Annotated in this window: 24 protein-coding genes, 3 tRNA genes and 2 pseudogenes; 17 read left to right on the top strand and 12 right to left on the bottom strand. The window is 58.6% G+C overall.

The window, feature by feature from the left end:
• Positions 1-127 precede the first annotated feature (127 nt).
• The 6 genes from sufB (at position 128) to HQ945_RS22450 (ending at position 5691) form a co-directional block, all read left to right on the top strand.
• Entirely contained in the window at positions 128-1654 is a 1527-nt protein-coding gene (gene sufB / locus HQ945_RS22475; protein ID WP_174208536.1) for a Fe-S cluster assembly protein SufB, read from the top strand.
• Positions 1654-1860 (top strand): hypothetical protein, encoded by a 207-nt coding sequence (locus HQ945_RS22470; RefSeq protein WP_027231411.1) that lies wholly within the window; start codon positions 1654-1656, stop codon positions 1858-1860. Before sufB ends, HQ945_RS22470 begins: the two co-directional genes overlap by 1 nt.
• Before the next feature lie 90 nt (positions 1861-1950).
• Positions 1951-2706: a Fe-S cluster assembly ATPase SufC gene (gene sufC / locus HQ945_RS22465; RefSeq protein ID WP_027231410.1), complete on the top strand. Its 756-nt coding sequence runs from the start codon at positions 1951-1953 to the stop codon at positions 2704-2706.
• Positions 2707-2717: 11 nt separating this feature from the next.
• Positions 2718-3989 (top strand): Fe-S cluster assembly protein SufD, encoded by a 1272-nt coding sequence (gene sufD / locus HQ945_RS22460; protein WP_174208542.1) that lies wholly within the window; start codon positions 2718-2720, stop codon positions 3987-3989.
• A 44-nt stretch (positions 3990-4033) separates the two neighbouring features.
• Positions 4034-5275, top strand: a complete 1242-nt coding sequence (locus HQ945_RS22455; protein WP_174208535.1) for a cysteine desulfurase — start codon at positions 4034-4036, stop codon at positions 5273-5275.
• The gene (locus HQ945_RS22450; RefSeq protein ID WP_425500688.1) at positions 5272-5691 is read left to right on the top strand and encodes an SUF system Fe-S cluster assembly protein; all 420 of its coding nucleotides are present in this window, start codon (positions 5272-5274) and stop codon (positions 5689-5691) included. The genes HQ945_RS22455 and HQ945_RS22450 overlap by 4 nt, the downstream gene beginning before the upstream one ends.
• 63 nt (positions 5692-5754) lie before the next feature.
• On the opposite strand, the gene HQ945_RS22445 is transcribed toward HQ945_RS22450, so the two are convergent.
• Positions 5755-6330 (bottom strand): hypothetical protein, encoded by a 576-nt coding sequence (locus tag HQ945_RS22445; protein ID WP_113280752.1) that lies wholly within the window; start codon positions 6328-6330, stop codon positions 5755-5757.
• Positions 6331-6448: 118 nt separating this feature from the next.
• Between HQ945_RS22445 and sufA the strand changes: the two genes are divergently transcribed.
• Positions 6449-6823 carry a Fe-S cluster assembly scaffold SufA gene (gene sufA, locus HQ945_RS22440; protein ID WP_113280753.1) on the top strand — a complete coding sequence of 125 codons (375 nt, stop codon included), beginning with the start codon at positions 6449-6451 and terminating at the stop codon, positions 6821-6823.
• Positions 6824-6880: 57 nt separating this feature from the next.
• Positions 6881-7198 carry a TfoX/Sxy family protein gene (locus HQ945_RS22435; RefSeq protein WP_174208533.1) on the top strand — a complete coding sequence of 106 codons (318 nt, stop codon included), beginning with the start codon at positions 6881-6883 and terminating at the stop codon, positions 7196-7198.
• A gap of 19 nt (positions 7199-7217) precedes the next feature.
• Here the strand turns inward: HQ945_RS22435 and HQ945_RS22430 are convergent, their stop codons facing one another.
• The 4 genes and pseudogenes from HQ945_RS22430 to HQ945_RS22420 form a co-directional block, all read right to left on the bottom strand.
• Positions 7218-7625: an NUDIX domain-containing protein gene (locus HQ945_RS22430; RefSeq protein WP_113280754.1), complete on the bottom strand. Its 408-nt coding sequence runs from the start codon at positions 7623-7625 to the stop codon at positions 7218-7220.
• A 79-nt stretch (positions 7626-7704) separates the two neighbouring features.
• Positions 7705-7863 (bottom strand): annotated as a pseudogene (locus HQ945_RS23215) (DEAD/DEAH box helicase); the annotation flags it as partial.
• A 164-nt stretch (positions 7864-8027) separates the two neighbouring features.
• Positions 8028-9210, bottom strand: a pseudogene (locus tag HQ945_RS22425) (DEAD/DEAH box helicase); the annotation flags it as partial.
• A gap of 190 nt (positions 9211-9400) precedes the next feature.
• The gene (locus HQ945_RS22420) at positions 9401-10174 is read right to left on the bottom strand and encodes an NAD kinase (RefSeq protein ID WP_027231401.1); all 774 of its coding nucleotides are present in this window, start codon (positions 10172-10174) and stop codon (positions 9401-9403) included.
• Positions 10175-10402: 228 nt separating this feature from the next.
• Between HQ945_RS22420 and HQ945_RS22415 the strand changes: the two genes are divergently transcribed.
• The 3 genes from HQ945_RS22415 (at position 10403) to HQ945_RS22405 (ending at position 12225) form a co-directional block, all read left to right on the top strand.
• Positions 10403-10478 (top strand) — tRNA-Thr (locus HQ945_RS22415).
• Positions 10479-10553: 75 nt separating this feature from the next.
• On the top strand, positions 10554-10931 hold the full coding sequence (locus tag HQ945_RS22410) for a DUF6632 domain-containing protein (protein WP_027231400.1): 378 nt from the start codon (positions 10554-10556) through the stop codon (positions 10929-10931).
• Positions 10932-11106: 175 nt separating this feature from the next.
• The gene (locus HQ945_RS22405; protein ID WP_113280755.1) at positions 11107-12225 is read left to right on the top strand and encodes an NADH:flavin oxidoreductase/NADH oxidase; all 1119 of its coding nucleotides are present in this window, start codon (positions 11107-11109) and stop codon (positions 12223-12225) included.
• A 33-nt stretch (positions 12226-12258) separates the two neighbouring features.
• Here the strand turns inward: HQ945_RS22405 and blaOXA are convergent, their stop codons facing one another.
• Complete coding sequence (gene blaOXA, locus HQ945_RS22400) at positions 12259-13074, bottom strand: class D beta-lactamase (protein ID WP_113280756.1); 816 nt, start codon at positions 13072-13074, stop codon at positions 12259-12261.
• 232 nt (positions 13075-13306) lie between these two features.
• On the opposite strand from blaOXA, the gene HQ945_RS22395 reads away from it, so the two are divergent.
• Both HQ945_RS22395 and HQ945_RS22390 read left to right on the top strand, forming a co-directional pair.
• Complete coding sequence (locus tag HQ945_RS22395) at positions 13307-14926, top strand: ATP-binding protein (RefSeq protein ID WP_027231397.1); 1620 nt, start codon at positions 13307-13309, stop codon at positions 14924-14926.
• Between the two features lie 36 nt (positions 14927-14962).
• Positions 14963-15310, top strand: coding sequence for a response regulator (locus HQ945_RS22390; RefSeq protein ID WP_027231396.1), 348 nt, complete (start codon positions 14963-14965; stop codon positions 15308-15310).
• 301 nt (positions 15311-15611) lie between these two features.
• Here the strand turns inward: HQ945_RS22390 and HQ945_RS22385 are convergent, their stop codons facing one another.
• The 3 genes from HQ945_RS22385 to HQ945_RS22375 form a co-directional block, all read right to left on the bottom strand.
• On the bottom strand, positions 15612-15815 hold the full coding sequence (locus HQ945_RS22385) for a hypothetical protein (RefSeq protein ID WP_036814254.1): 204 nt from the start codon (positions 15813-15815) through the stop codon (positions 15612-15614).
• On the bottom strand, positions 15812-16474 hold the full coding sequence (locus HQ945_RS22380; RefSeq protein ID WP_081815854.1) for an acyl-homoserine-lactone synthase: 663 nt from the start codon (positions 16472-16474) through the stop codon (positions 15812-15814). The genes HQ945_RS22385 and HQ945_RS22380 overlap by 4 nt, the downstream gene beginning before the upstream one ends.
• 81 nt (positions 16475-16555) lie before the next feature.
• Positions 16556-17299, bottom strand: coding sequence for an autoinducer binding domain-containing protein (locus HQ945_RS22375; RefSeq protein ID WP_174208532.1), 744 nt, complete (start codon positions 17297-17299; stop codon positions 16556-16558).
• A gap of 477 nt (positions 17300-17776) precedes the next feature.
• On the opposite strand from HQ945_RS22375, the gene HQ945_RS22370 reads away from it, so the two are divergent.
• Positions 17777-19426 carry an FAD-binding dehydrogenase gene (locus tag HQ945_RS22370; protein WP_113280758.1) on the top strand — a complete coding sequence of 550 codons (1650 nt, stop codon included), beginning with the start codon at positions 17777-17779 and terminating at the stop codon, positions 19424-19426.
• Positions 19427-19444: 18 nt separating this feature from the next.
• Here HQ945_RS22370 and HQ945_RS22365 read toward each other — a convergent pair whose 3' ends face one another.
• The 3 genes from HQ945_RS22365 to rlmB all read right to left on the bottom strand — a co-directional run bounded on the left by HQ945_RS22365 (position 19445) and on the right by rlmB (position 21589).
• Positions 19445-20038 (bottom strand): YceI family protein, encoded by a 594-nt coding sequence (locus HQ945_RS22365; RefSeq protein WP_091921615.1) that lies wholly within the window; start codon positions 20036-20038, stop codon positions 19445-19447.
• A 14-nt stretch (positions 20039-20052) separates the two neighbouring features.
• Positions 20053-20634, bottom strand: coding sequence for a cytochrome b (locus tag HQ945_RS22360; protein WP_113280759.1), 582 nt, complete (start codon positions 20632-20634; stop codon positions 20053-20055).
• Between the two features lie 91 nt (positions 20635-20725).
• Entirely contained in the window at positions 20726-21589 is an 864-nt protein-coding gene (gene rlmB, locus HQ945_RS22355) for a 23S rRNA (guanosine(2251)-2'-O)-methyltransferase RlmB (RefSeq protein WP_113280760.1), read from the bottom strand.
• 241 nt (positions 21590-21830) lie between these two features.
• Here rlmB and HQ945_RS22350 point away from each other — a divergent pair.
• The 3 genes from HQ945_RS22350 to HQ945_RS22340 form a co-directional block, all read left to right on the top strand.
• Positions 21831-21915: transfer RNA gene (locus HQ945_RS22350), tRNA-Tyr, on the top strand.
• A gap of 25 nt (positions 21916-21940) precedes the next feature.
• Positions 21941-22014: transfer RNA gene (locus tag HQ945_RS22345), tRNA-Gly, on the top strand.
• Positions 22015-22249: 235 nt separating this feature from the next.
• The coding region (locus HQ945_RS22340; RefSeq protein WP_174208531.1) for a GTP-binding protein at positions 22250-22811 on the top strand (562 nt) is incomplete at its 3' end.

Raw genomic sequence — 22811 nt, 5'->3', positions numbered from 1 at the left:
AATCCGGCGTCAGCCGGGTGTTAAATCGCGCGATTGCGCACTACATACGGAGCAAATATTCAAGACGACATACGCCTTGACGTTTGCAACTGCGGGACCTTGAACCCCGCGTGGATGGAGAACGCCAATGCCTGCCGTGCAGGAAACTATTGATCGGGTCCGCACCCTGGACGTGGACCAGTACAAATATGGCTTTGAAACGCTTATCGAAATGGATAAGGCGCCGAAGGGCCTTAACGAAGATATCATTCGCTTTATCTCTGCCAAGAAGAATGAGCCGGAATGGATGCTGGAATGGCGTCTCAAGGCCTATGAGTGCTGGCTGACGATGGAAGAGCCCACATGGGCGCGCGTCAACTATCCGAAGATCGACTTCCAGGACATGGTGTACTTCGCCGGGCCGAAGAACCAGACCGGGCCGACGTCGCTTGCCGAGGTCGATCCCGAACTCCTGCGTACCTATGAGAAGCTTGGCATTCCACTGAAAGAGCAGGAAATCCTTGCGGGCGTGCGCAAGCAGGGCGAACCGAGCACTTCGGACGGCGAAGAGGTCAGCGACAACGTCTACAAGTCAGGCCGTGTCGCGGTCGACGCCGTGTTCGACAGCGTTTCGGTCGTGACGACGTTCCGAGCCGAGCTTGCCAAGGCCGGTGTCATCTTCTGTTCGATCTCGGAAGCGATCCGCGAATATCCGGAACTCGTCCAGAAGTATCTGGCATCGGTGGTTCCGGTCTCCGACAACTTCTATGCGACGCTGAATTCGGCGGTATTTACCGACGGTTCATTTGTCTATGTGCCGAAGGGCGTGCGCTGCCCAATGGAGCTTTCCACTTATTTCCGCATCAATGAGCGGGATACTGGACAGTTTGAGCGGACGCTGATCATTGCCGAGGAAGGCGCTTACGTCTCCTATCTCGAAGGCTGCACCGCACCGCAGCGCGACGAGAACCAGTTGCACGCTGCAGTTGTCGAGCTCATTGCGCTCGACAATGCCGAGATCAAGTATTCGACGGTCCAGAACTGGTTCCCAGGCGATGCGGAAGGCAAGGGCGGCATCTACAATTTCGTCACCAAGCGTGGCGATTGCCGTGGCGTCAACTCCAAGATTTCCTGGACGCAGGTCGAAACCGGATCGGCGATCACGTGGAAATATCCGTCCGTGATCTTGCGCGGCGACAATTCGCGCGGCGAATTCTATTCGATTGCCGTTTCCAACGGCCATCAGCAGATCGACAGCGGGACGAAAATGCTGCATCTCGGCAAGAACACGTCGAGCCGCATCATTTCGAAGGGCATTTCCGCGGGCAAGTCGAACAATACCTATCGCGGCCAGGTGTCGGCGCACCGCAAGGCCGAGAATGCACGCAACTTCACCCAGTGCGATTCACTGCTAATCGGCAATGATTGCGGCGCCCACACCGTGCCCTACATCGAGGCGAAGAACGCCACGGCGCAGTTCGAGCACGAAGCGACCACCTCGAAGATCTCCGAAGACGCGCTGTTCTACGTGATGCAACGCGGCATTCCGGAGGAAGAGGCGATCGCGCTCATCGTCAATGGCTTCGTCAAGGAAGTCATCCAGGAACTGCCAATGGAGTTTGCCGTGGAAGCGCAGAAGCTCATCGGCATCAGCCTTGAGGGGAGCGTCGGTTAATGGTCATCGCCACGAAGGAAGAGCTCGACAGGTTGCGCCGGCGCTATGAAGAGCTTGGCGAAGTCATCGAGGAATTGACGGATACGCTGGCGCGCTCGTCCACGGCGACCGAACGTGTGCTTGAACCTGAACTGATCCGGGCCCGCAAGGAGCTTGCTTCCGTGGTCGAGCGCCTGAAAAGCCTGAGCGGCGATAATTCGAATTGAGGGATGGCGACAGGCTATCCATGCTGGAAATAAAATTGAGCGGAGGATCGCCTGTTTGCTGGTCCCGCTGGAATACGAAGGAACTATGAAATGCTGGAAATTAGAAACCTGCACGCACGCATCGCCGAAGATGGCACCGAGATCATCCGGGGCCTGAACCTCACCGTCAAGGCCGGCGAAGTTGCCGCCATCATGGGCCCCAACGGCTCGGGCAAGTCTACACTCTCCTATATTCTTGCTGGCCGCGAGGACTATGAGGTGACGGAAGGCGACATCCTCTACAATGGCGAGTCGATCCTCGATCTCGACCCGTCCGAGCGTGCGGCAAAGGGAATTTTCCTCGCGTTCCAGTATCCTATGGAGATACCGGGCGTAGCCACGATGGAATTTCTCAAGGTGGCGATGAATTCGCAGCGCAAGGCGCGCGGCGAAGAACCGCTGAAAATCCCTGAGTTCCTTGGCCGCGTCAAGACCGCCGCCGCATCGCTGGACATGGACATCGGCATGCTCAAGCGTCCGCTCAATGTCGGTTTTTCCGGCGGCGAAAAGAAGCGCGCCGAAATCCTGCAGATGAAACTGCTCGAGCCCAAGCTTTGCGTGCTCGATGAGACGGATTCGGGTCTCGATATCGATGCCCTGAAGATTGTTGCCGACGGGGTCAACGCGCTACGCTCGCCGGATCGAGCAGTAATCGTCATCACGCACTACCAGCGCCTGCTCGACTATATCGTTCCGGACACGGTGCATGTCCTCTACAAGGGGCAGGTCATCAAGTCGGGGGGCAAGGAACTTGCCCTGCACCTCGAAGAAAACGGCTACGCCGATATTATCGGCGAGGCAGCCTGAGGAGCGTCATGATGAATGTTCACGCAAGACGCCAGCCCACGGCCGCGGAAGCCGCGCTGGTCGACGCCTTTGTCGACCGGATGGGCGAACTGCCGGGCGATGGCGAGATCTCCAGCGCCCGCGACAATGCCATTGAGGCGCTGAAGGAGCAGGGCCTGCCCTCGCGCCGTGTCGAAGCCTGGCACTATACCGATTTGCGGACGCTGCTGCGCAGCGTTGCGCCCTATGACAGCGCTGCTGGCACCAATGCATTGCCGCCGATTATCTCCGGCTCAGCCATTGCCGCGGTTTCGAACGGCGTCAGCCTGGTTGCACCCAGAGTTGATGGCGTCGAATTCCAGAAGTTCAGCGAGAAGCTGTCGGAGGGATCGGTCATTGGCGACCTTGCCATCCGTGATGGCGATGACACGATCGGCCAGATCAACGCAGCCTATGTTACCGATGGCTGGGCTGTGTCGATTGCCGAAGGCATCGAACTCGGAGCACCGCTCGAACTCCAGAATATTCAGACGCGCGGCCAGGGCCACGTCCGGTTTCCGGTCAAATTCGGCAAGGGCGCCAAGGCTACGGTCATCGAGCGCCAGGCAGGCGGCGAGGGCGACGGTTTCTCGACGAGCATCAGCAATGTCACCGTCGCTGACGATTGCGAAATTACCTGGATCATCCTGCGCGAGCATAGCGAACAGTCGACCCAGCTAGCCCAGTTCATTGCGACCATCGGCAGGAACGCCAAGCTCAACCTCTATGTCGTCAATGCCGGCGGCAAGCTCGTTCGCCAGGAAGTGCATGTGCTTGCCCAGGGCGAGGGCTGCGATTTCCAGCTGCGTGGCGTCAATCTGCTCGGCGGAGACAGCCATACGGATGTGACGATGACGCTCGGCCACCTCGTCGAGAACACGACGTCGGTGGAAATCGTCCGCAATGTCGTGACCGACCGGGCGCGCGGCGTCTTTCAGGGCCAGATCAAGGTCAACAAGATCGCCCAGAAGACCGATGCGCGCATGGCCTGCAACACGCTCCTGCTTTCCGACGACGGCGAATTCGACGCCAAGCCGGAACTTGAGATTTTTGCCGACGACGTTGCGTGCGGTCATGGCGCGACGGTTGCCGAAATCGACGGGAACCATCTGTTCTATCTGCAGGCACGCGGCATTCCCGAAAGCGAGGCACGCGGGCTGCTGATCAAGGCATTCGTGGCCGAGGTCGTCGAAGAGCTTCAAGACGAGGAATTGGTCGAAGCGCTGGAAGGCATCCTCGACAAGTGGTTGGCCGCTCACGTCTGAGCGATCGTCCAAAGTCAACTGGAAAACGGGATAACGCGGCTATCATGGACTCCAAGATCATTCCGAGCAGCTACGACGTAGAGGCGATCCGTCGCGATTTCCCGATCCTGTCGCGCGAAGTCTATGGCAAGCCGCTTGTCTACCTCGACAATGGTGCATCGGCACAGAAGCCACAGGCTGTCATCGACGCGATCACGCATACCTATTCCAACGAATATGCCAATGTGCATCGTGGCCTGCATTTCCTTTCCAATGCGGCGACCGATGCCTACGAAAAGGCGCGTGAGAATGTCCGCCGCTTTCTGAATGCGGCGTCCGTTGACGAGATCGTCTTCACCAAGTCGGCCACGGAGGCAATCAACACCGTCGCCTATGGCTATGGCATGCCGAATATCGGCGAGGGCGACGAGATCGTCTTGTCGATCATGGAGCATCATTCCAACATTGTGCCGTGGCATTTCATTCGCGAGCGCCAGGGCGCCAAGCTCGTATGGGTACCGGTCGACGATCAAGGCGCGTTTCACATCGAGGAATTCGAGAAGCGGCTGACGGAGCGCACCAAACTCGTCGCTATCACGCATATGTCGAACGTGCTCGGCACGGTGACGCCGATCAAGGATATCGTCCGTATCGCCCATGCTCGCGGCATTCCGGTGCTGGTCGATGGCAGCCAGGGTGCAGTGCACCTGCCTGTCGATGTCCAGGAGCTTGGATGCGACTGGTACATTTTCACCGGGCACAAGATTTACGGGCCGTCGGGCATCGGCGTTCTCTACGGGCGCAAGGAAAAGCTTGAAGCGATGCGGCCCTTCCAGGGCGGCGGCGAGATGATCGAAGAGGTGACGGAAGACATCGTCACCTACAACCATCCACCGCACCGGTTCGAAGCGGGTACGCCACCGATCGCCCAGGCGATCGGCCTTGGTGCGGCGATCGAATATGTCGAGAAGATCGGCCGCGGCGCTATTCTGGCGCATGAGGAGGATCTGCGCGACTATGCCCACGAGCGTCTGCGGCAGATCAATTCGCTGCGCATTTTCGGCGACGCAAAGGGCAAGGGCGCGATCATTTCATTCGAGCTCGAAGGCATTCACGCCCATGACGTGTCGATGGTGATCGACAGGGCCGGCGTCGCGGTGCGTGCCGGTACGCATTGTGCGCAGCCGCTTCTGAAGCGCTTTGGCGTAACGTCGACATGCCGTGCCTCATTTGCCATGTATAATACGCGAAACGAGATCGATGTTCTTGCCGATGCGCTGGAGAAAGCGCGGAAATTCTTTGGGTGATGATAATGGCCGATAAAGTCGAAACGCTTGAAAAGCAGGATACGGTTGCAGCCGATGCCGCGCACACGCCGGTTGGCACGGCGTCGGCGTCCGCTATTCCCGCCGATGAACTGGCGCGGATGACGGATGACATCATCGGTGCGCTGAAAACCGTCTATGATCCGGAAATCCCCGCCGATATCTATGAACTCGGGCTGGTCTACAAGGTCGATATCGAAGATGACCGCTCGGTCAAGATCGAGATGACGCTAACGGCGCCGGGCTGCCCCGTGGCCGGTGAAATGCCGGGATGGGTCCAGGATGCGGTCAGCGCCGTCGAAGGCGTCAGCTTCGTCGATGTAACGATGACCTTCGATCCGCCGTGGACGCCCGACCGGATGTCGGAAGAGGCACAGGTTGCGGTCGGCTGGTATTAATCCGTTCCCTGTTTGGATAGCTTGCCGCAAGCCCTCGGGCTTCGGCTCCGTCCGATGAATTGGTCAGGGCGCCTCGCAGCCCTCAGGAACGCTTTCTTCGAGCGACTTGTCGGATTTCTCCAGCGTTCCGTCGAGGATCGACATAGGGAGGTAGGGCACGCCCTGGATGGCCGGATTGGCGAGCCGTAAACGATAGCAGCCGTTGAAGACTTCCATCTTGCCATCCTTGCCGGTCGATTCGATGGCAACAGGCTTGCTCCAATAGGCGGAACCCGCGGCGCCTTCTCCCTCCGCCTTGCCGAAGAGTACTTTTACCGAGGCCGTGGTCTCATAGCCCTTCTGAAACTCGGCAAAAGGCTTGGGCGGATTGTCTGGAGCATAATAGCTGTAGGCGCGGGCGTATTCCTGCCGGTTGATGGCATTGTAGTAGGATCGTATCAGAGTTTCCGGCGTGCTGCGATTGTCGAGATATTCGGGCGGGGTCTGGTTTTGCGCTTCGGCGGCGGGTTCGGCGGGTTTTGCCGGATGTTGCCCCTGATCCTGCGTTTTTTCCGGCTGCTTCGTTTCCTGCGCTGAGGCGAAGGCCGGCGCGAGGAAGGCGAATGCGATGCTGCAGTAGAGAAGTTTGCGATGGTTCATGGGCTCTCCGCCTCTCAATCGTTGGCCGGGACAGTTTGAACACTTGCGGTGACGGTTATGTAACATTAACTATGGTATTGTGTGATCGTTCCGCGATCTCAAAGAAGAGAGATGAGAAATGGGTCGTTTTTCTGTCATGACGTTGACTGATGCTGCAGCTAACCGCGTCCGCGAGATTGTCGCGACGCGCGAGAATGCGCTCGGAATTCGTGTCGGCATCAAGAAGGGCGGCTGCGCGGGGATGGAATACATGATCGATCTCGTTACCGAGGCAAAGCCGGGTGACGATGTCGTCGAGAAGGACGGCGTTAAGGCCTATGTAGCGCCGGAAGCCGTGCTTTATCTTCTTGGCACACAGATGGATTTCGAAGTGACGACGCTGCGCACGGGCTTTGTGTTCAACAATCCCAACCAGACTTCGGCCTGTGGGTGCGGCGAATCAGTAGAGTTGACACCGGCAAAGCCGGAGGCGCTGGCTGCTGCCGCGTCTTAAGATTACTCCTGTCAAATCAGGCGTGACGCGCCGCGCTTGTCCTGTAATAGTTCGTGCATGGACAATGATGCGATTCACGATCTTTTCTCCGGTCTCGGACCCGTCACCATCAAGCGGATGTTCGGGGGCAAAGGCATCTATTTCAATGGCTTGATCATCGCGCTTGAAGTGGATGACGAGATTCTGCTCAAGGCTGATACAGTTTCGGCACCGGCGTTCCGTGCCGCCGGCTGCCGGCAATGGTGCTATAGCGGCAAGAACAAGTCCGTCGACATGCCCTACTGGTCGATCCCGGACGAGGCGATAGACGATCCCGATATGATGGCGGAGTGGGCACGGCGCGCCTATGAGGCATCCTTGCCCACCAAGAAATAGATACCGAGGCAGGATTTATCTAAACGACCGCCCGGTCGCGCAGCAGGTCGATGGCATGGAGCGTCGGCATCGTCACCTTTTCCGGCAGCTCTCCGAGCGGAAACCAGCCAATGCCGCCGTGCTTTTCAGGCTCGAGCAGCCGGGCCTCGCCGCTATAGGTTCTTGCGAGATACAGGATGCCGAGCCAATGCTGTTGCTCTTCGTGGAAGAGCTGTTCGCTCAAGCCCAGCAGGCTGACAATTCCGGCTTCAAGACCGGTCTCCTCAAGAGCTTCGCGTCGTATGGCCTGTTCGGCGGTTTCGAGGAAATCCACTTTGCCGCCGGGAATGCCCCAAGCTCCGGCCTCGGGGCTTTTCTTGCGTTGCAGAAGGAGAATGCGGCCGCGATCCAAAAAGACCATGCCGCAACCGACGCCCGGAGTGTGCACGAGAAGCCCCTTCTGTCTGAACCGAATCCCGGTCCTGAGCTTTGCTCACGGCCATGGGATTCGGCAAGACTGCCTGGGTTCAGATTTTGGTGTCGATCAGCATGAATGCGGGGATTTCGTCGCCGAAGCCCACCGGTGCCGAGCCCAGGTCGTCGCGCTCACGCCGATGATCACGGCGCGGCTCGGCTTGTGAAGGCTTGCCGCGGCGCTGTTCATTGTCGGCCTTGATGGCTGCCCTGTGCGGCTTGTCGGCGTTGCGCGGCGCTACGGCGACCTCGGCCACGACTGGCGCTTCTTCGGCGTCCTTTGCCTTGTCGGCAGCGGCGAGAATATCGATTTCCGACTGGGGCCGTTCGCGCTCGCGGCCTTCGTTGCGTGGCCGGCGCTTGGGTTCGGCCTTGCGGCGGCCGCGGCGTGGCGCCTCTTCGGGTTCCGTCGAAACGGGCAGGGTGGAGAGGTCGCCGTCGAGCCAGCTGATATCTTCGCCGATCAGCTTTTCAATCGATGAAAGGTGCTTTACGTCAGCGGGCGTCACCAGGGTAAAGGCTTTGCCGGAACGTCCGGCGCGGCCCGTGCGCCCGATACGGTGTACATAGTCTTCCGAGTGGATCGGCACGTCGAAGTTGAACACGTGGCTGACATCCGGAATATCGAGGCCACGGGCGGCGACGTCGGAGGCCACCAGAATCTTGAGCTTGCCGTCCTTGAAGTTCGCAAGCATGGTTGTGCGCGCGCGCTGATCCATGTCGCCATGCAGGGCACCGGCATCGAACTCATGCTTGACGAGCGAGCGGAAGAGCTCCGACACATCCTTCTTGCGATTGCAGAAGATGATCGCATTCTTGAGGCCTTCGTCTTCAGCGCGGATCAGGTCGCGCAGCACGGCGCGCTTTTCCCAATCCTTCTTGCCGGACTTCACCAGCTTCTGCTCGACGGTCTTGGCCGTGGTCGCTGCCTTCGCGACTTCGACGCGGGCCGGCGAATGCAGGAACTGTTCGGTGAGCTTGGTGATTTCCGGCGGCATCGTCGCCGAGAAGAACAGCGTCTGCCGGGTGAACGGGATCAACTTGCAGATGCGTTCAATATCGGGGATGAAGCCCATGTCGAGCATACGGTCGGCCTCGTCGATGACGAGAATGTCGACGGCGCTGAGCAGCAGCTTGCCACGTTCGAAATGGTCGAGCAGGCGGCCCGGCGTTGCGATCAACACGTCAGCCCCGCGCTCAAGCTTGCGCAGCTGGTCGTCGAACGAAACACCGCCAATGAGCAGGGCAACATTCAGCCGGTGGTTCTTGCCGTACTTGACGAAGTTCTCCTCGACCTGCGCCGCGAGTTCGCGCGTCGGTTCGAGAATAAGCGTGCGTGGCATGCGGGCGCGGGCGCGGCCCTGTTCGAGCAGGGTCAGCATCGGCAACACGAAGGAAGCGGTTTTGCCCGTTCCGGTCTGGGCGATGCCGAGCACGTCCTTACGCTGCAGCGCATGCGGAATGGCGCCAGCCTGGATCGGTGTCGGAATTGTATATCCTGCTGCTTCTACAGCATTGAGCACTTTGGGTGAAAGGCCCAGATCGGCAAAGGTGGTCAACGGAGGTTTAACTTTCTATCTGCAGTCGGTGCTGCGCCTGTCCATAATCCGACCAGGATTGCCTTGGTCTTTGGAATTGCACAGCGTTTTGCTTGAATGGCGTTACGGCGCAGGGGAGCAAAAGTCAACTCTTGGCGCAGGTCACATTTAAGAGTTTGTTACAATTGTGCGCGAATTTATTCCAATGTTGTCAATAAAGGAACTGTTCCTTGAGAATTCGCTCGTTCCAGGAATGGTTCTTGTCAAACAGAATGGTCGCGCGCATCTGCAAAGCTTCTTCAACCGTGACCGACAGGACGGACTTTACTTCCGTATGATCCGCGACAGCATTGACCGGGCGCTTTTCGGGTTCGAGGATATCGAAGCGCACGGTCACACGGTTTGGGAGAAGGGCGCCGCGCCAGCGTCGCGGGCGGAAGGCTGAGACAGGCGTGAGCGCCAGAAGACGCGCATCGAGCGGGATGATCGGCCCTTGGGCCGAGAGATTATAGGCAGTCGAGCCGGCCGGCGTCGCAACCATGACGCCGTCGCAGATAAGTTCCTCAAGCCGCACCTGCCCATCGACGCTGATCCGGATCTTGGCAGCCTGGTAGGATTGGCGCAGCAGCGACACCTCATTGAGGGCAAAAGCCGTGAAGTTCTCGCCATCCGCCGTCTCCGTCACCATTTTGAGCGGGCGAATGGTTTCGGCTTGTGCGGCCTCGATCCGCTCCTTCAGGCCCTCTTCCTTATACTCGTTCATGAGAAAGCCGACCGAACCGCGGTTCATGCCGTAGATCATCTTTCCCTGGTTCATGTAGTTCTGCAGCGTGGCGAGCATGAAACCGTCGCCGCCAAGAGCGACAATAACGTCGGCGTTGCGCGCTTCGGTCTGGCCATAGATCCGGGCAAGCTCGCTTATCGCCTCGTCGGAATCGGGCGTCCCTGAGGAAACGAAGGCAAATGTTTCGATTTTTCGGTTCATTTCCGCCTGCTCATCCTCGGTCGATCCTCATTGCGCGCTGTTTAACTGGCAAGGTGTTCGCGATCTCACCCTCGCTCCAACCAGCAAATCCTATGACACGCGGCTATCCGCGTAGCACGGCAGGGCCGATCTGGCAAAACCGCCGGCGCCTAAAAAAGTTGACGAAATCGCTTCACCGCCGATTTTTTAATTTTACAGGAACGAGCTTTATGCTAAGCGGACGCCGCTGCCCTTGTAGCTCAGTTGGTAGAGCATCTGATTTGTAATCAGAGGGTCGGGAGTTCGAGTCTCTCCGGGGGCACCATTAAAACTTGTCAGGACGTCTTACAGCATCCGCAGCGCGAAACTGTGCCGTTTTCCCTGAACAAAGCAGCGCCCCATGTCACGTCTGAAAATTCTGCAGATTGCTCTGGTCGTGTTCGGTGTCGCATTTTGCCTCCTCTATCCTCTTGCGATTATCTGGCCTTCAGGGTGGGCGTGGCATGACGGCCCGCCGACCGCTTCGCACTATTTCATGATGATCGTGGGCATCTATGCGACGCTTGGAATATTTCTGGTTCGAGCGGCGCGAAACCCTATGGCACATCGGTCGCTCATCGACTTTACAATCTGGTCGAGTGTCGTGCACGCGCTGATCATGGCGATCCAATCCTACAGCCCCGGTGCGCATTCCGGTCATATGCTCGGCGACGTGCCGGCGCTATTGTTGGTCGCCGCGGTGCTCGGTGGATTGTCCTATTCCGGCGGCGGAGGATAGGAGCGCTAGAGAACGAAGTCTCGCATGGTCGTCTCTGTGCCGCCGAGCTGCGACCGGTCTTCTGCAGCACATCATCGAACTATCTGCGTTCGAAAAGTGCATTACCAGCCGTGCCGGACTACGCTACCATGTGGCGGCAAAGCCATTCGAACATAAAGCGGTTTTCGGAGGTCCTATGAGTGGAACCAAGCTCTTTTCGCCCGTGTCGATCGGCGATTTAAGTCTCAGCAACCGCATCGTCATTGCGCCGATGTGCCAATATTCCGCGCAAGACGGGCAGATGAGCGATTGGCACCTCATCCATCTCGGCACCCTTGCCAATTCCGGCGCGGGCTTCCTGACGATCGAGGCGACCGCCGTTACGCCGGAGGGTCGCATCTCCTACGGCGATGTCGGCCTTTATGACGATGCCTGCGAAGCGGCGATGCGCCGCGTCCTCGATGGCATTCGCCGCTGGTCGGACATGCCGATCGGTATCCAGCTCGGTCACGCGGGCCGCAAGGCTTCGAGCGAATTGCCGTGGAAGGGCGGCAGCCAGTTGCCGCCGGACAATGCCAACGGCTGGAAGACGGTCGCGCCCAGCGCTGTTCCCTTCAAGGACAGCTACGACGTTCCGACAGCGCTTGACAGCGACGGACTGGCGCGATTGCGCAAGGCGTTTGCCGACGCCACGGCGCGCGCGGCGCGGCTCGACCTTGCGGCGGTGCAGATCCACGGCGCGCATGGCTATCTCCTGCATCAGTTTCTGTCGCCGCTTTCCAACAAACGGACCGACGCCTATGGCGGGTCGCTCGAAAACCGCATGCGCTTTCCGCTCGAAATCTTTGAGACAGTCCGTGCTGCCTTTCCGGCGGGGAAGCCAGTCACGATGCGCGTGTCGGCAACAGATTGGGCCGAGGGCGGCTGGAATATCGAAGAGACGGTCGCCTTCGCCCATGCCCTCGAGGAGCGTGGCTGCGATGCCATCCATGTTTCGAGCGGCGGGCTCGCATTCAACCAGGAGATCGCGATTGGTCCCAATTACCAGGTGCCATTTGCGCGAGCCGTCAAGGCCGCGACACACATGCCGGTCATCGCAGTCGGCCTCATCACCGAGTTCGAACAGGCCGAAGCGATCCTTGTGACCGGCGATGCCGACCTGATCGCGATTGCCAGGGCGGCGCTTTATGATCCGCGCTGGCCATGGCATGCGGCTGCACATTTTGGCGAGACGGTTTCCGCACCGAGCCAGTACCTACGGTCGCAGCCGCGGCAGTACCGCACCCTGTTCGACGGAAACGCCTCCCAGAAATAGCGGCGAATAGTGGGTGGGGCGGTACGTCCCGTCTCAACGCTTCAAATTATCGGCTAGCGCCGGCCACTCCTTCAGGAATGCAGCGCGGGCACGAATCCCCGGCGATGTCGCTTGGCGGCTTTCGTCCTGCGCGAGCCGTGTGAACACCAGAGTGTCGTCGCCTTTGCGTGCCCAGCCGACATACCAGCCGAGGCCGCGGCTCCTGTCGAAGGCGCCGTCGGGTTTGCGCGGGTAGGCGCCTCCCGTCTTGCCGGAAATGGTCCAGCCGCCCGGCACCTCGCTGCTTTCAACGATCCTGTTGGTCATCTCATAGGCGCGCGGGTTTACTGGCAATTTCTGGTTTGCGATCTTTTCGAGAAAGCGCACCTGTTCCAGCGGCGAGATTTTCAGTGAGGAACTGATCCACGCCCGCTCGAGCGCATTGTTCTTGCCCGGATCGCCGGAAAAATCAGCATTGCCGTAGCCGAAGGTGGTCGCATATTGACGCAGCCGCTCGACGCCGAGCGCCTGCGTGATTTGCTGCGAGTACCAGACCACGGAGTATTTCATCCAGCGCGTCGGATCGGTCGGTTGTCTCCAGTCCTCGCCTTGCCAATCCGGATAGCCTTCTCGAAACGGCAGCCTTGGCGTGTGGGCATCCTTGAGAAATCCGGAATCATAACCCATGACGCTCAGGGCGATCTTGAATGTTGACGCTGGCGTCACCCGGCTTTGGCAATCGCCGTTTTCCACGAGGATTTTGCCATTTGATGCATTGGCAACGATCGTGCAGATGGCCTTCGCCTGCGACACGCCAGTCTGAAAGCCGAGCGCCAGAAGGGCGAGCCCTGCGAGATTGAGCTTCTGCAAAATATTCTCCGCTGTTTTCGATTATTCGGTCCGGGTGCAAGATGCCAAGCTAACCATCGGACATTGCATATAAGTTACCACCACGATCTGCTGGGGTGTAGACCCTGCCCAAGTTCGGCTTCAGGTAAGTTTTACCAGCGCGACCAGCCCTATTGCGGGGCGGCAAATCATGTGTCATTTCAATCCTTAGTATAATATGGGGGCCGGGAATATTTCCGGGCATCTGCAAAAAATGAATTTGCTTCTTGCGACCGATCCGATTCGTCTGCGTCCGTGGCTCGGCTACGCAACTGCGATCGTGCTCGTTACCGTTTCGCTCGTTTGCAGAGCCTGGCTCGGGCTTTATGTCGGCGGCATCAATTTTCTGCTTTTCTATCCGGCGATTCTCCTTGCGAGCCTGCTCGGCCGATGGGGCCCGGGGGTTCTTGCAACGGCGCTTTCGGCGTTCCTGGCGCAATATTTCTTTGTCGATCCGGTGTACTCCGTCCTGCCGGAAACCACGGATCAATGGGCAGCACTCATCGGCTTTCTCTGCAACGGGTTGATCATCGTTGCGCTGATGGAGCGGGTTACTGCTGCCCATGCGCAGCAGATGGTTCTGCAGAAGCAATTGGAGGATGCCGCGAAGACGCTGGAGTCGAAAGTGGAGCGCCGCACCGCCCAGCTGCGATCGGAAATGGACGAGCGCGTCGCGGCACAGGAAAAAGTCCGGCAGCTACAGAAGATGGAATCGATCGGCCAACTGACTGGCGGCGTCGCTCACGATTTCAACAATATGCTGGCGATCATTATCGGCAGCCTCGACATGGCGACGCGCCGGCTCACGGGCTCCGAGGATCCGCGCCTGGCAAAATCGATCCAGAACGCCAAGGAAGGGGCCCAACGCGCCGCGACTTTGACGGCCCGCCTCCTGGCGTTCTCGCGCCAGCAGCCGTTGAAGCCCGAGACCGTCGACGGCAACAAGCTCGTTGGTGGCATGTCCGAGCTGCTGCGCCGCACGATCGGGGAGCATATCCAGATCGAGACCGTGCTGGCGGGCGGCCTTTGGAAGGCCCATGCGGATATCGGCCAGTTGGAAAACGCGATCATCAACCTTTGTATCAATGCGCGCGACGCCATGCCCGGTGGCGGCAAACTGACCATCGAAACGGCCAACGCAGAACTTGATGATCGCTACGCGCGGCTACATGACGAGGTCAAGCCTGGCCAATATGTGATGCTCAGCATCACCGATACCGGTACCGGCATGTCCAAGGAGGTCATCGAGCGGGCGTTCGATCCATTCTACACGACGAAGGGCGCCGGGAAAGGGACTGGTCTCGGCCTCAGCCAGGTCTACGGCTATATCAAGCAGACTGGCGGACACATCAAAATCTATTCCGAAATCGATCGTGGCACGACGGTAAAAATCTACCTCCCACGCCATCACGGCGAAGCGGATGTCGCGGCGCCGGGAGATGCGCTGGAAACGGCGCTGCCTCTTGTCGACGGTACCAGAATCGTCCTCGTGGTGGAGGATGAGGAGCAGGTCCGGCACATGACGGTCGATGCCCTGCGTGAGTTAGGCTATACCGTGGTCCAGGCGAGCACGCCGAAAGAGGCCCTGCAGCAAATCGAGTTACTGCCGCATATCGACCTTCTGTTCACGGATATCGTGCTACCTGAAACCAACGGCCGACAACTGGCGGATATGGTGCGGCAGAAACGGCCGGAGGTAAAAGTGTTGTTCACGACCGGCTATACCCGTAACGCAATCGTTCACAATGGCGTCCTTGACCATGGCGTCAATTTGCTGCCAAAACCGTTCACGATCGATCAACTGGCGTTGAAACTGAAAGACGTTCTTGGATAAGAATAGTGGTATCGTGACAGTGGGGAAAGTTAGACGGTGAACAAAGGGGCAAGAATTCTCGTTGTCGAGGACGAAGGTCTGCTCGCCATGATGATCCAGGAGATGCTGGAAGATCTGGGCTTTGAAGTGCCGGACGTTGCTTCTACCTTAAGCGAAGGCATAAGCCTTGTTGAAACGGGTTCATATGAAGCTGCGATCCTCGACGTCTCGCTGCAAGGTGAAAACTCATTTCCCATCGCCAGCTTGCTTGCCGAGAAGGGCATTCCCTTTGCATTTTCATCCGGTTTTTCGCTTGAAGATATCGCACCGGAATTTGCCGATCGGCCGCTGCTGCGCAAACCCTACCAATTCAATGAGTTGGAAGGTATTTTGGCCGCGTTCTAGAAATCGCAAGTCGGCGATTTTAAATCCGTTATGTTTGGGTTAGCAAGTGGCTCGAACTCGCAACCTGCAATTCGGCCTCCGCCAACGCAATTGAAATGAGCGTCACGACTGACGACCAGCCGTCGGCTGCCGCGATCGTTCTCAATCGCTCGAGCTCCTCCCTGATTTTGTTAGCCACCTCAAGTCGTTCAAAATTTTCATTGCTTGCCGTTGCCATATGTGCCCCCGAGTTGCAGCTTGCATGGCTCACAACTAAGCACATTGCGCGCTTCGGCGCTCTTGGCAATTGGTCGAATACGCCTTAGTGGGGTTCGGAACCGTTGAGGTGATTTGATTGCGTTTTGCTCTTTCCAGACACTTGCTGCTTCGCCAGGTCGCTAACCTCGATGAAGGCCATTTCTATCAGGTACGAGAGGAACGGCAGTTTCTGATCTTTGGCGAGATCCGCCAGTTCCTGAAGCAAAGAGGCAATATATTCGAGACTTTCTTTACGCGTGGCCTTCATTGGTGGTTGCTCATCTGTGCATTGAGGAAGAGGGCGGGCGAGGGATTGAGTTGCATGATCACCGGGTCGGGACGATCACCAGCTTTGCCCAGACGTTTGCGGGCGATGTCCGAAATCTCGAACATGCCGGCATGAGTGAGGATGCCGCCAAAGTAGGTAGGGACGCCGACGGAACGCGGTGCCCAGTTGGCGCGCCGAAAAATGCGCGCCATGCGGGCGTCGTAGACCGAAACCACAGTGTCGAGTCCGGCGAAGAGACCGACCTCAACAACACCGCAAAAGAGCTCGGTCGTGACGCTGTTCAGCCGGCCGTCGAGCGGGGCGGCCAGGTCAGGGTCGATGCAGAAGCGGGAGCTTTCCCAAATAAGCGGGCTTTCGATGAATGCGCCATCGGGCAGCAGCGCGCCGAACACGTCACGCAGCATGTTTGGGCCTGTGGTTGGCAGCAACCGAAGCGATCCCTGCAGCCTTCCGGTCTGTTCATTGACCGAGGTCAGGTAGAGCGGATCAAATGTGTCGAACCGATCGATCTCGCGACCGTTCTGCACTTGCACATCCCAGTTCAAGCGGTCCTTGAATACTCTGGCGCGAAGGCGAAACATCTGGTCGAGGAAATGGTTGTGCGAAATATAGTCATCGGCGCCAATCACATAAATCATGGGAAATACCCCGTTAATACGGCGCCAGTCTAGACGACGGCAAAGGCCGCGCCATACTGGAGAACTCGGGTATTTTGATCGTCAGAGTAAATCGAGCGAATAGAGCTTGGCGACAGCGTGGGTAAGGTTTTTTGCATCAAGCTTGCGCCGGGCAAGATCTTGATAGAAGCGCACCGTTTTTTCACTCAAGTAAAGAATGGTCCCGATTTCACCTGCAGACTTTCCGGCGGCCGACCATTTCAGGCACTCCAGCTCGCGTGGCGACAGTTTTATCTTTGGGTCGCGGTGGCCTTCGGCGCGAAGGACCATCTGGTGAATGTGAAAAGCGAGGATCTGGAAATCGCGGGTCCAGAACGGCATGAAGCGGATCCATTTTCCGAGCGGCATATTGCTGGAAACAGAGAGCAGAGCTTTTTCGCCATATCTGCCACGGACCGGAAAGCTGAGCCCGTGCCTTCCGACGCCGAACTCCACTGCTTCGCCGAAGAAACGGCGCAATGGCGGCCTGGTCACGTCGAACTTACCCCAATCGATAGGCAGTATGGATGAGAAGCCTTGCTTCAGGACCGGGTCCAGCTGCCAGTAGTTCTGATCGTTATAGCGATTGATCCAATCCGGCAAAAATGTCGTGGAGACATAGCGATTTCCGCCAGCGGGCCCGGGAAGATTGACGCCGACATAGGCAACGGAACTCAGCTCGTAGATTGTCGCGAGGCGGCCGATCAATTCGTGGACCTGCGGGTGATGACGAACCGACGTTGCCTCCTCGATCAGATTGAGGAAGTTTGGATCGAGGTTCATAGAATGCGCTGTAGCGGAGGTCACGCGCTCTTATCCTTCATTCGCCTGCGCCACCTTTAATACAGTTCGTTTATGGCAAACTGTATTGAACGATAGTCTAAGACGCGCGTGAAAATGGGAGCAGAAGCGGTGCGTCACCCGAGCGCGACGTCGCGTCATCCTGGAATGCAACGGCAGACATACGTCTCGTTGGTATGAAAACGTGGAACCCCGCTAACGCTGGCGCGGACGTCCGGTACTTACAAAGTAGAGCATCCCGTAAGTGAGGGCAAATGACACCAAACATGGGAGTAGGTAGTCAACAATTGTGCTCATATCATCCTAACTAGATCGGAGGCCAAAAGTTCCATTGCAGTATAGCATAAGTGGAAAAGGTTGGGGGAGGGTTTACGCCGTCTCGCTCCACATAAATAGTTTGTTTGGGTTGCACGGGGCAAAATTAGGTGCAAGCCGCTTCGATGCGATCCGAATCGGGTCCCGTTTGCCCTTGGGGAGATCAGTATGGCGCATGATGCGGATGTCATCGTAATCGGGGCGGGGCTCGCAGGTTTGGTGGCCGCAACCGAGTTGGCCGATGCCGGCAAGCGAGTCATCATCGTCGATCAGGAACCGGAACAAACACTTGGCGGTCAGGCCTGGCGCTCGTTCGGCGGTCTCTTTTTCGTCAATTCGCCGGAACAGCGTCGGCTGCGCATCAAGGACTCGCGTGAACTGGCGCTGCAGGATTGGCTGGGCTCTGCCGGTTTCGACCGCCGGGACGACCATTGGCCCCGCCAGTGGGCCGAAGCCTATATCGATTTTGCTGCCGGCGAAAAACGTTCGTGGCTGCACGCCCAGGGCATGCGCTGGTTTCCGATCGTGGGCTGGGCGGAGCGGGGCGGGTCACTCGCCACGGGTCACGGCAATTCCGTGCCGCGCTTTCACATCACCTGGGGCACCGGCCTCGGCGTCGTCGAACCTTTCATCCGCCGGGCGCGGGAGGCCGAGCGCAGGGGCTTAGTCTCCTTTCGCTTCAGGCACCGGGTGACGTCGCTGTCGTCGAGCGCCGGAACGATCGACGGCGTCGAGGGCGAAGTGCTCGTGCCCAGCGAGGTGAGGCGCAGCGAGCCGAGTTCGCGGGTGGTATCGACTTCGTTTTCGTTAAAGGCGCAGGCGGTGATCGTCGCAAGCGGCGGCATAGGCGGTAATCATCATCTGGTGCGCCGTAATTGGCCAAGGCGCCTCGGCACGCCAAAACACCTTATCAGCGGCGTGCCCGACCATGTTGACGGGCTTATGCTCGGGATTGCCGAGCGCGCCGGCGCTCACCTGATCAACAGCGACCGTATGTGGCACTACGTGGAAGGCGTGCACAATTGGGACCCGATCTGGACCAACCATGCCATCCGGATATTGCCCGGCCCTTCTTCGCTATGGTTCGATGCCGAAGGCAGTCGCCTGCCGGCTCCGTGCCTGCCCGGTTTCGATACGTTGTCGACGCTCGACCACATCATGAAAAGCGGTTTCGACTATTCCTGGTTCGTCCTCAATCATACGATCGTCAAGAAGGAATTTACGCTGTCGGGGTCGGAGCAGAACCCTGATTTCACCTCCAAGAGCTGGCGGCAGGTGTTGAAACGGGCGCTTGGAGGCGTGCCGGCGCCGGTCCAGGCCTTCCTCGACAATGGCGAGGATTTCATTGTCGAGAAAGATCTTGGCAATCTGGTGCGCCGGATGAACGCCCTGACCGGCGACAATCTCATCGATGAAGCAAAACTGCGCGGCGAGATCGAAGCGCGCGACCGCGAGGTTGACAATCCCTTCACGAAAGACGTGCAAATCACGGCAATACGGGGCGCGCGCAACTATATCGGCGATCGCCTCGTGCGCGTGGTGCCGCCGCACAAGATCCTCGACCCGAAGCATGGTCCGCTGATTGCGGTGCGGCTTAATATCCTCACCCGCAAATCGCTTGGCGGCATCGAGACCGATCTTGGCGCGAGAGCGCTCAAGGCGGATGGCGAGGTACTCGCAGGCGTCTATGCCGCTGGCGAGGCAGCAGGCTTTGGCGGCGGTGGAATGCATGGCTACAATTCGCTCGAAGGGACCTTCCTCGGCGGCTGCATCTTTTCCGGCCGCACCGCCGGCCGGGCCGCGGCAAAGGCGGTGTAACGAGCGCGTTTCGTTCTGTCAGGAACGCTGTCCGCGTATCGTCATGTCGAACTGAACGACGTTCGAATAAATCGGCGTACCGACATCCATGCCATAGCGCGACCGTAGCAGCTTGCCCTGCACGTGGAAGGTGATGGTGTTCTTGCCGTGATCGGCGAGACTTGCCTGGAAATTCGCCGGACTGCTTTTGCCGCGCGCCGTCAGGATCCCCGATATCTGGGCGGTATCGGAACTGGTCTGGGTGATCTGTGTCGATTTGAAGGTGATGGTCGGGAAATTTGCCGAATCGAATACCGCGTCGGATTTGAGGAAGCTTTCGACCCGGGCCTCGCCGGTCGAAACGCTCTCCGGATACAACGTGAAGTCGATCTCGGATCGCTTTATATCGGAACTGTTCAAGGCAAAGACGCCCGAGAATTTCTTGAAATCGCCGGTGATGCCGCCGCCGCCAACCTGCGAAACCGTAAAGCCCACGCGTGAGGAGGGCTGAATACGGTAGCGTCCGGCAACGTCGGAGAGCGTGTCGGCCGTCACGAACGTTGGAGTGAGGGCGACGATCGCGGCAATGCTTGCGCCGGAGATCGCCGATAGAATCGCATGTTTCGTTTCCATGATTGTTGATCCTGTCATGTTGCGTGCCGGCCGCCGTTTCGCACGGCCCGTGGAGCCAGCATGCGCAGCAAGATTGTGTCCCTCTTCCAGAAGTGATGGTGGAGCGCCGCGAGAATATGCAGCATGGCAACGGCCGCCGAGAGGTAGGCAAGCCAGGCATGGCTCGCCGACCAGAACGCCTCGGCGCTATCCGAAATCGCAATTGGCAAGGATGGGATAACGACGAGATCGAACATGAACGTCGGTATCCGCAGGGGCGAACTCGAGGCTATCGCCCAGCCGGTGAGCGGCACGACGAAGAGGCTCAGATAGAGAATGACGTGTGCACCATGCGCGGCCACGCGCTCCAGCGGGCTCAGCGTTGCGGGATCACGGGGACGCAGATTGGCCGATTTCCACAGCAGACGGAGGGTTGACAGTCCGAGAACCAGGAAACCGAAGGATTTGTGCCACTGGTAGAGGTTGAATTGAAGGGTAAAATCGCTCACCCGCACCATCAGATAGCCGAGAGCGATCTGACCGATGAAGATGAGGCCGATAATCCAGTGAAACAGGATCGATATCAGGCCAAATGATTCTTTGCTGTTGCGCAGCATGGGCGTGCTCCATTCCAGCCCTCCGCTATTGGGACGACTGGAGCAGGATGAACACTGCTGACCCGAATTATATTCGAATGCGGCTTTTTATCTAAGCGGAATCGCCCGCAAGGAAGCGCTGCGCGGCGTAAAGCGAGATCGCGGCGGCATTGGAAACGTTGAGCGACTTGATCGCGCCCGGCAAATCCAGCCGGGCGAGGTGGGTTACCGTCTCGCGCGTCTTTTGCCTCAGCCCCTTGCCCTCTGCGCCGAGAACAAGGGCAATTCGACCCTGCGGCATTGTTCGTTCGAGTTCAAGCGGACCTTCCGAATCGAGCCCGATCGTGGTGAAACCGAGTTCGTGCAACTCGCCAATCGCTTCCGCAAGATTGCGGACCTCGATATGCGGAATGAGTTCCAGGGCGCCCGATGCCGCCTTGGCGAGGACGCCGGATTCCTGCGGGCTGTGACGCGCGGTCGTAATGATGGCGCCGGCTCCGAAAGCAACGGCAGAGCGCATGATCGCGCCGACATTGTGCGGATCGGTCACCTGGTCGAGAATCAACAGGAGCGAACTCTCCTGCAGCGCTTTCAAGGATTGTGCCTTGAGCGGCTTCGCCTCGATCATCACGCCCTGGTGCACCGCCTCAGTGCCAGTCTCGCGGTCGATGGCGCGCGGATCGACGATTTCCACGTCGAAAGGCAGCGCGGACGAATCGCCGATCTCGAGGCGATCCAGAGCGTTCTTCGTAACGAGCATGCGCTTGATTTGCCTGGCGGGATTGTCGAGCGCGGCGCGCACCGTATGCAGCCCGTAGAGCCGCACCAGGCCCTCAGGCGCTTGCGAGCCTTCCGCCGCGGGACGCCGGCTGCGCTGGGGTTGCGGCGCGCCGCCTGCCTTCTGGTCGCGAAACTGTCGACGCAGCGTCGCATAGTGGGAATCTTTGGGCGTTCGGGATGGTTTTTGCTCGGTCATGGCCGGACATATACCCTTTTGACAATGGGTGCGATACAGACTTCTCGGCAAAAATCGCGGGCATTGCTGGCATGATAGGCAGATTTCTTCAGCTTGTTTCAACAAGCCATTCATTTTCTGCCGTGACCTGTTGACACCACGTAGGCTAGTCGGCATAAGGCCCTCCGCAAGCAGCGGCCAGGGCAAACGCAGGCAGGCTGCTTGAGAGAGTGCTTATGGTGTGGTTCCATCGGCAATGACCGGAGGGGTGCCCGAGTGGTTAAAGGGGACGGACTGTAAATCCGTTGGCTTGGCCTACGTTGGTTCGAATCCAACCCCCTCCACCATCCGCCGGGACCAACACCATGATGTGCGGGTATAGCTCAGTGGTAGAGCAGCAGCCTTCCAAGCTGAATATGCGGGTTCGATTCCCGCTACCCGCTCCAGTTTCAGGGGGCACCACATGTGCGTGAAAACGCGCAGAGGTGCTCTTCGATTTTTGTCTTGAGCATTGTACTTCGCTCATGTGTTTTCCATATGAACGAGCAAGCTTGGACAGAACCCGGTCGATCGCCATGCGATTAAGCGGGTGAATGTGCTGACGGACGGCTTGCTGTCTCGTCTGAGCTACAAACATGGTACCGGCGCAAGGCCGGTTGTGATGACGAGAGAACGACAGCTATGGCTAAGAGCAAGTTTGAACGTAACAAGCCGCACGTCAACATTGGCACGATTGGTCACGTTGACCATGGCAAGACGTCGTTGACGGCAGCGATTACGAAGTATTTTGGTGAGTACAAGGCGTACGACCAGATCGACGCAGCGCCGGAAGAAAAGGCGCGCGGCATCACGATCTCGACGGCGCACGTCGAATATGAGACGGCCAACCGTCACTATGCCCACGTCGACTGCCCCGGCCACGCCGACTATGTGAAGAACATGATCACCGGTGCGGCGCAGATGGACGGCGCGATCCTCGTCGTTTCGGCTGCCGACGGCCCGATGCCGCAGACCCGCGAGCACATCCTCTTGGCCCGTCAGGTTGGCGTTCCGGCGATCGTCGTGTTCCTGAACAAGGTCGACCAGGTCGATGACGCCGAGCTCCTCGAGCTCGTTGAACTCGAAGTGCGCGAGCTTCTGTCGAAGTACGACTTCCCGGGCGACGACATTCCGATCGTCAAGGGTTCGGCGCTTGCCGCGCTTGAAGACAGCAACAAGGAAATCGGCGAAGACGCGGTTCGCG

Origin of the sequence: Phyllobacterium pellucidum, from assembly GCF_013327855.1 — a bacterium.
In the GTDB taxonomy this organism is placed as follows: Bacteria; Pseudomonadota; Alphaproteobacteria; order Rhizobiales; family Rhizobiaceae; genus Phyllobacterium; species Phyllobacterium pellucidum.
This window is presented reverse-complemented; position numbering and strand designations above follow the sequence as displayed.

Bases quoted from the DNA above. Each gene is read 5' to 3' on its own strand.
- sufB (WP_174208536.1), top strand. From the start codon at position 128: ATGCCTGCCGTGCAGGAAACTATTGATCGGGTCCGCACCCTGGACGTG.
- HQ945_RS22470 (WP_027231411.1), top strand. From the start codon at position 1,654: ATGGTCATCGCCACGAAGGAAGAGCTCGACAGGTTGCGCCGGCGCTAT.
- sufC (WP_027231410.1), top strand. From the start codon at position 1,951: ATGCTGGAAATTAGAAACCTGCACGCACGCATCGCCGAAGATGGCACC.
- sufD (WP_174208542.1), top strand. From the start codon at position 2,718: ATGAATGTTCACGCAAGACGCCAGCCCACGGCCGCGGAAGCCGCGCTG.
- HQ945_RS22455 (WP_174208535.1), top strand. From the start codon at position 4,034: ATGGACTCCAAGATCATTCCGAGCAGCTACGACGTAGAGGCGATCCGT.
- HQ945_RS22445 (WP_113280752.1), bottom strand. From the start codon at position 6,330: ATGAACCATCGCAAACTTCTCTACTGCAGCATCGCATTCGCCTTCCTC.
- sufA (WP_113280753.1), top strand. From the start codon at position 6,449: ATGGGTCGTTTTTCTGTCATGACGTTGACTGATGCTGCAGCTAACCGC.
- HQ945_RS22435 (WP_174208533.1), top strand. From the start codon at position 6,881: ATGGACAATGATGCGATTCACGATCTTTTCTCCGGTCTCGGACCCGTC.
- HQ945_RS22420 (WP_027231401.1), bottom strand. From the start codon at position 10,174: ATGAACCGAAAAATCGAAACATTTGCCTTCGTTTCCTCAGGGACGCCC.
- HQ945_RS22410 (WP_027231400.1), top strand. From the start codon at position 10,554: ATGTCACGTCTGAAAATTCTGCAGATTGCTCTGGTCGTGTTCGGTGTC.
- HQ945_RS22405 (WP_113280755.1), top strand. From the start codon at position 11,107: ATGAGTGGAACCAAGCTCTTTTCGCCCGTGTCGATCGGCGATTTAAGT.
- HQ945_RS22395 (WP_027231397.1), top strand. From the start codon at position 13,307: ATGAATTTGCTTCTTGCGACCGATCCGATTCGTCTGCGTCCGTGGCTC.
- HQ945_RS22385 (WP_036814254.1), bottom strand. From the start codon at position 15,815: ATGAAGGCCACGCGTAAAGAAAGTCTCGAATATATTGCCTCTTTGCTT.
- HQ945_RS22380 (WP_081815854.1), bottom strand. From the start codon at position 16,474: ATGATTTATGTGATTGGCGCCGATGACTATATTTCGCACAACCATTTC.
- HQ945_RS22370 (WP_113280758.1), top strand. From the start codon at position 17,777: ATGGCGCATGATGCGGATGTCATCGTAATCGGGGCGGGGCTCGCAGGT.
- HQ945_RS22365 (WP_091921615.1), bottom strand. From the start codon at position 20,038: ATGGAAACGAAACATGCGATTCTATCGGCGATCTCCGGCGCAAGCATT.
- HQ945_RS22360 (WP_113280759.1), bottom strand. From the start codon at position 20,634: ATGCTGCGCAACAGCAAAGAATCATTTGGCCTGATATCGATCCTGTTT.
- rlmB (WP_113280760.1), bottom strand. From the start codon at position 21,589: ATGACCGAGCAAAAACCATCCCGAACGCCCAAAGATTCCCACTATGCG.